Genomic DNA, 6,522 nt, shown 5'->3' on the forward strand with positions numbered 1-6,522 from the left:
TTGTGTATTATTGACAAATAGAACAAAAACATGCCATCCTATCAGTAGAACGAGTAAACCTATTGATGGGATTAAACATGTTAAAAAAAATCTATTTTTCCGCTTTTTTGGCACTTATCTCGATGACAGCACATGCTGAAACACTTTCTGAACTTGAAAGCCAATTAAACAACATACGAACAGAAATGAATTCCATAAAGCGTTCATGGAATAGTGCTCGTATTCGCATAAAAATGGCTGAAAAAGCCTCATCAACACTCTATCAAACCGTCAAACCAATCTTTGAACGACTTATTGCAAGCAGTGAATTTAGTACAAAAATGAACGATATTGTGTATGGTCAATACGAAGCTATAGCAAACAGAAATATGTCTTTTGCAAGCGTAAAAACTACCTTCAATTTATCAGACTTCTTGCCCAACCTTAGTATGCATACATTCGGACAAAACCTGTTCTCCGCAATGGCGAACAAAGAATGTTGCTTACTTTTGGGACAAAAATTAGCCTCTAGAGCACAAGACCTGCAGTACGCTATTGTAAATGCTCAACAAGCATTACTCCAGACAAGCCAATATTAAAAAATAACAAGGATCGCCATGCACAAAAAACTATTTCTCATAGCTTTATTAGCATGTTGCATATCCTTAGAGGGAACCATGAAATTAATAAGTCCTGTATTTTCCCATAACGAGGCAATTCCAACGCAATATACCTGTGATGGTGCTAACATATCACCAGCTTTAGCATGGTCAGATGCTCCAGAAAATACGCAAAGCTTTGCGCTGATTGTTGATGATCCTGATGCCTTGTCCGCCGTAGCCTTGGCAAAGGAGGGCCCTGCAAAAGTGTGGGTTCATTGGATAGTTTTTAATATTCCAGCAACAGTTGATTCTTTGGTAGAAAATCAAGGATCCACAGGAGAAGAGGTACCTTTTCTACAGGGCGCTACTGATTTTAATGGTGCACAAAAATGGGGCGGACCGTGTCCTCCAAGTGGCACCCATCGCTATCACTTTACGCTCTATGCCCTTGATATTATGCTCGATTTACCTGCAGGAGCATCAAAAGAACAACTTTTGAGCGCTATGCACGGCCACATTCTTGAAAAAACAACTCTTATTGGGACGTACCAACGTAAAAAACAATAAACTTTCATATTCCAGAACAGCCCCCAATATTGACAAATTGGAAAATACTGGTATTCTAAGTATCAGATAGAGTACTAATTAACCAAGGGAATATTCATGAGTTATAATACAAAGCTACTTTCCATCGCTACTTTTTTAATATTCGCTACCACTTCGCTGGTTGCACAGCAACCAGGTAATACAGAAATATTAACACATTTGAAAAGTGTTAAAGCTAAAGTAGAATCAAACCTCAAGGATTCAAGAGAAATGGCACAGAGTTCACCGGAGGGCGTTTTCGGAATGAAAATTATAAATGAATTCTTTAGAGAGGCTAAAGATCTGCAAACAATACTCATTAACAAGTACGTAAAGCCTCAATTTGAACTTATATGTAACAAAATGTTAACTCTAGATCAACTTCCAGAAGACGATGATTTGTTCACACGGGTTACCAATTACGATGAGAATGGCAATATGACTGGAAAAACAAATGATGAAGTGTATTATTTAAATGTTCCCACTGTTATAGTTAATATGGATCCAAAGTTAAAAAAAGCATTACGTCAATTATTTACTCCTATCTATACCAAACATCACGAAGAATACTGTCAAAATAATCCTCGTGGTACTCTCGCAACAATGACTACACAGAACCAAATTGATGAAATATTCGCTGAAGTTCTTAATATGATTTGCTCTAATAATTGCACACCAAGCATATGTCCTCTTCTAGAAATGGTCGATGCCAAAATTAAAGAACTTGAAGCGCAAGCGTAATTCACAAAACAATAATTCTTAAATTTGAAAGGGCCCCAAATTCTGGGGCCCTTTTTATATTTTGTCACTTCTTTCCAATCAACCCCATTGCACGTCGAAACTTACAATGGCACATTCCGTTGTAAAACTATAAGAATATGATATATTTAATCATGATATAAATATTTTAAAATTGAGATTTTATGACCTATAAAGAGGTGAAAACCACATGAATAAAAGACCAGATTTTAAAATATTTAAAAAAGAAATTTTAAAAGATGCAAAAATAAGAGCAGAGTACGAAGCTTTAGGCCCTGAATTTGAATTGATCAGACAATCTATTAAAGCACGCCTCCAACAAAAAAACTCATCAAAAAAATTGAACCACAACGCATCATTGATAAAATCAGTAAAAAAAGAAGAAATAGAAGATATCTATTTTGAATCAATTGCGCATAAAACTTTACAAGAGGAAGATGAATACATCACGCATACTGATGTAAAAAAAAAGATTGCTAGAAAAAACATCTAGCCATTTTTTTTATTTCGTCACTTCTTTCCAATCAAGGCCATTGCACGTCGAAACTTCTAACGGCACATTCCACGCAACAACCGATTCTAATACTTTTTTGACCAACATTTCAACTGCAATAGCGTCAGCAATTGGCGCAGAAATAATCAATTCATCATGGATTTGTAACACAATACAACTGGTTGGATAGTGTTCCAATAATGCCTTGCGCACTGCTAACATGCCTAACTTCATAATTTCTGCTGCTGTACCTTGTGCAACAGTGTTAACTGCGATACGGCATGCTTCTTCATACAATGTACGGTTTTTTTCATGAATTGTAGGAATGTATCTTCTACGTCCCCAGAATGTTTCCACATATCCATGTTCTTTTGTGTATTCAATCACGGATGCCATCCATGCAGAAACTTGCGGATATTGCTCAAAATAACGATCGATATATTTTTTTGCATCTTTAAATGAAATATTCAAATCTTTTGATAATCCATAGGGCGTCAGACCATATAAAATACTAAAGTTAATACGTTTACCCAACTGACGTTGTTCGTTTGATACAAAAGAAAGTGCTACATCAAATAATCGTGCTGCTGTTTCGGTGTGAATATCATTACCTTGTAAAAATGCATATATTAACGCTTTATCTTGCGACAAATATGCAAGCACACGCAACTCAATTTGCGAGTAATCAGCGGAAATAAACACTCTGTCATCGCCAGCTTTGAATGCCGCACGTACTTCTATACCATAACCTGATGCATCAGCTGGAATATTTTGTAAATTGGGATTTGAACTTGCAAGCCGCCCTGTTGCAGCAACACTTTGGCTGAATGTTGTATGCACACGATTTGTTTTTGTATTAACGTATGTTGGTAATGCATCAATGTACGTATTTTTTAACTTTGTCAGCTCACGGTGTTTAATAATAAGTGCAGGAATTGGATGCAAGGCAGCAAGTGTTGTAAGCACTTCATAGTCTGTTGAAAATTTTCCTGTCTTACTCTTTCTTTGTGGAGGTAATTGCAACACATCAAAAAGAAGATGTTCCACTTGTCGTGGTGAATTAAGATTAATAGTATCTTTACCTATAACCGCTGCAATTTCTGCTTCTATCAGGGTGATATCTGTAACAACTTTTTTATCTAACTGCTGCAACAAATCAACATCAAGATTAACACCCTCTTTTTCCATCTCATATAAAACTTCAATTAATGGATGTTCAATGTTTTTGTAGAGATCGTAAATCTTTTTTTCTTTCGTAAATGCATCTTCAATCACGGTAACCAAACGAAGTGTTTGATATGAATCGGCACACGAATATAATGAGGCCATTTCAATGGGTACATACGAAAAATCTTCATATTTCTGCGCTTTCACCACATCTTCAAATGTCAGCATTTCTTCATTAAAAAATGCATGGGATAGTTTTTTTAAACTTGCGCTTTGCCATTCTTTAATAATGAGATTTGCACCGATGAGTGTATCAAGAGCAAGACCTTGCAACTCAATGCCATGCTGAAAAAAAACCAACATATCATACTTTGCATTGTGCAAATATTTTTTGCATTTGGGATCTTCCAGAATTGGTTTTAATGCTGCAAGAACAACATCTGTTGGTAATTGCTCTTCATCAGTTTTATGTCCACAGGGAACATAGTAGGCATGCTCCTCATCTGCACAAAACGATATCCCAACAAGCTCAACTTCTAAGGGTTGCAATCCTGTGGTTTCGGTATCCACCGCAAATGCACCTTGTTTTGTAAGATGATCACACAGTTCTGCAAGTTGCTCCACAGTACGTACCGTAATAAAATTACGTTCTTTCCAGTACATAATTTTATCTTGAACATCTTGCGCGCGCTCTTGTTTTGTTTGCCCGGCTGTTACAGTAAGTGATTTAAAACCAAGTTCTTCAAATAATGGGCGCGCATTGTTCCATGTGCTTGCATCAAAATGTACATCTTGTTCACTCACATTAAGCGGCTGATAGTGCAACAAAAACAATTGATGACTTAAAAAAGCATCATCTTTATATGTTAACAGCGCTGTTTTTACACCAGCTTTTTTAATTTCATGCAATCTGGCATACATATCCTCAAGCGAATCAAACTGGTTTACCAAGGCAACTGCCGTTGTTTTACCAATGCCGCGAACCCCAGGAATATTATCAGACGAATCGCCAAGTAGCGCAAAATAAAAGGGCATTTTTTCTGCAGAAAAACCCATCTTTTTTTCGACCGCAGCACGGTCAGAAAATTCATCTTTGAATGCATCAAGCAAGTAAATATGTTCACCGAGCGTAAGCGCTTGACCCATATCTTTATCAAGCGTTACAAAAACAACGCCTTTATCTGCGCTATCAAGCCAATCTTTGGCAAGTGCATACATTAAATCATCTGCTTCAATCCCAACTTGTTGCACTTGCTTGAGGCCGATTGCATCGGCGAATTGGATGATGTATTCTTTTTGTTCAAAAAGATCACTCGGTGGCGCTTGGCGCGTTGCTTTATAATCAGGGAATATTTGATGACGCGTAGTTTTGCCCTTACTATCCCACACCAGAGCAACATACTGCGGACCGTATAGATCAATCATTTTTTTGATCATGCGACAAAAACTAAATACGGCTTGTACTGGCATACCAGATGGCGTGTGTAATGGCTTAAGACCATAATATGCACGGTATAAAAAAGAAGAACCATCGATAAGAAAAAGGGTTTTTTGCTCATTAAATTTCATATATAACCTGTCTGGTTTTTCAATTTATTGCTTAATATTCGTTTTCCAACACCTTTAGGTAGATTTCAAAAACATACCGTTTGTTGCGTTGTTGCTCTGATTTATGTGGCACTAAAATGCCAACATTAACAAATTGTGTAATAATATTATTCGCAGTGTTGTAACTTTTGTTAATATGCTCACTTAATTCCGTAGCAGTTATAACCGGATATTCAAATAAAACGACTAACGCCTGATTGGCAGTTTCTTGTATTTTGCTAAATGACTCATGTGATGTAATAGTGTGCTTAATTTCCTGTTCTAAAATCTCTATATCCTTAACTCTTTTATATGCATCGGAACTACTTTGTTCTATAGCAGTAAGGTAACATTTAATCCATTCTTCAAAATCACCCTGCGTTCTTACGCTGTCTAAATGTATATAATATTTGTTATGAATTTCTTCAATAGAAAACGGTAAAAGAACATCTTCAATCACATATGTCTTGATAAATTGTTTTTCATTTGGCAATCGCTTTGTTATTCCATTTAATTGCCCCAGCTGCCACATTGTAGCACCATAAAGATGTATTATTTCTTTATCCATCACGAAAGATTGATTGTGCGGAGGTAGAGGGTAAGGGATAAAATAGTTTATAGAACCAACCGTTGTATAGGTTCCCTTTATTCTTTTTATCACTATTATTTCCGTTTTTAAAGAGTATTTTTTTGAAGGCACTGATTGAAATAAGAATAGCCTTTTTAGACTCTTATTTCAATATAGACCCATAAATTGAAATAAGGAAACAAAAAACCGGGATTTCTCCCGGTTTTTATATATAGTAATGTGCTATTAACTTTTCGCTTCAGATTCTCTTACTTTTACAGAGAAAGAATCTTTATCTTTTTGATATTTAATTGCTGCCACAAATTTTATATCTTGCAATGCATAGGGAACTCTTCTTGTTGCATTGTGCTTACGCGCACTTGCCAGGCCCTTAGTCATTGCTTTTTTATCACCATCACTTAACGGCACAGCATCAGTTATTACTTTTCCTAAAAATTCTTTTGGTGGCACCAAAAATTCCATGTTTCTTGATCCGTATTCTGTTATCTGACGATCCTTGTTGAGTATAAACAACAAATGACGTTCCATCTTCGCTTCCTTTTTAACCGGCTTTTGTTGTTGGTCCATACTCATTACAGATCCCGTTGAACAAACCACACACAGTGATGCCAATAATAAATGCATTTTCATTAATTCTCTCCCGTTTATAAAATTAATTATTTTCACGAACAAAAATTAACATGCATCTAGATAAGTCATAACGTCCCCGTCGAGCGGGGAGCTTGACGGCTTGTAGCACCCCCTAGGGGTGCCAACTAAAG

At 36.4% G+C, this 6,522-nt stretch carries 7 protein-coding genes; 4 read left to right on the forward strand and 3 right to left on the reverse strand.

Going from position 1 to position 6,522, the window contains the following annotated elements; translation table 11 throughout:
• Positions 1–77: 77 nt before the first annotated feature.
• From VJJ26_03465 to VJJ26_03480, 4 genes are all read left to right on the forward strand, one after another.
• Positions 78–578 (forward strand): hypothetical protein, encoded by a 501-nt coding sequence (locus VJJ26_03465; GenBank protein ID HLC07220.1) that lies wholly within the window; start codon positions 78–80, stop codon positions 576–578.
• A gap of 78 nt (positions 579–656) precedes the next feature.
• Positions 657–1,148, forward strand: coding sequence for a YbhB/YbcL family Raf kinase inhibitor-like protein (locus tag VJJ26_03470; GenBank protein ID HLC07221.1), 492 nt, complete (start codon positions 657–659; stop codon positions 1,146–1,148).
• Positions 1,149–1,244: 96 nt separating this feature from the next.
• Positions 1,245–1,907 (forward strand): hypothetical protein, encoded by a 663-nt coding sequence (locus VJJ26_03475; GenBank protein HLC07222.1) that lies wholly within the window; start codon positions 1,245–1,247, stop codon positions 1,905–1,907.
• Positions 1,908–2,115: 208 nt separating this feature from the next.
• Positions 2,116–2,418 (forward strand): hypothetical protein, encoded by a 303-nt coding sequence (locus VJJ26_03480; GenBank protein HLC07223.1) that lies wholly within the window; start codon positions 2,116–2,118, stop codon positions 2,416–2,418.
• Between the two features lie 9 nt (positions 2,419–2,427).
• On the opposite strand, the gene polA is transcribed toward VJJ26_03480, so the two are convergent.
• The 3 genes from polA to VJJ26_03495 form a co-directional block, all read right to left on the reverse strand.
• A complete protein-coding gene (gene polA, locus VJJ26_03485) occupies positions 2,428–5,154 on the reverse strand; it encodes a DNA polymerase I (GenBank protein HLC07224.1) in 2,727 nt (908 codons plus the stop codon).
• Between the two features lie 31 nt (positions 5,155–5,185).
• Positions 5,186–5,833, reverse strand: a complete 648-nt coding sequence (locus tag VJJ26_03490) for a hypothetical protein (GenBank protein HLC07225.1) — start codon at positions 5,831–5,833, stop codon at positions 5,186–5,188.
• 153 nt (positions 5,834–5,986) lie between these two features.
• Positions 5,987–6,391, reverse strand: a complete 405-nt coding sequence (locus VJJ26_03495) for a hypothetical protein (GenBank protein ID HLC07226.1) — start codon at positions 6,389–6,391, stop codon at positions 5,987–5,989.
• Positions 6,392–6,522: the final 131 nt, after the last annotated feature.

The organism is Candidatus Babeliales bacterium, from assembly GCA_035288105.1.
Taxonomy (GTDB): Bacteria; Babelota; Babeliae; order Babelales; family Vermiphilaceae; genus SOIL31.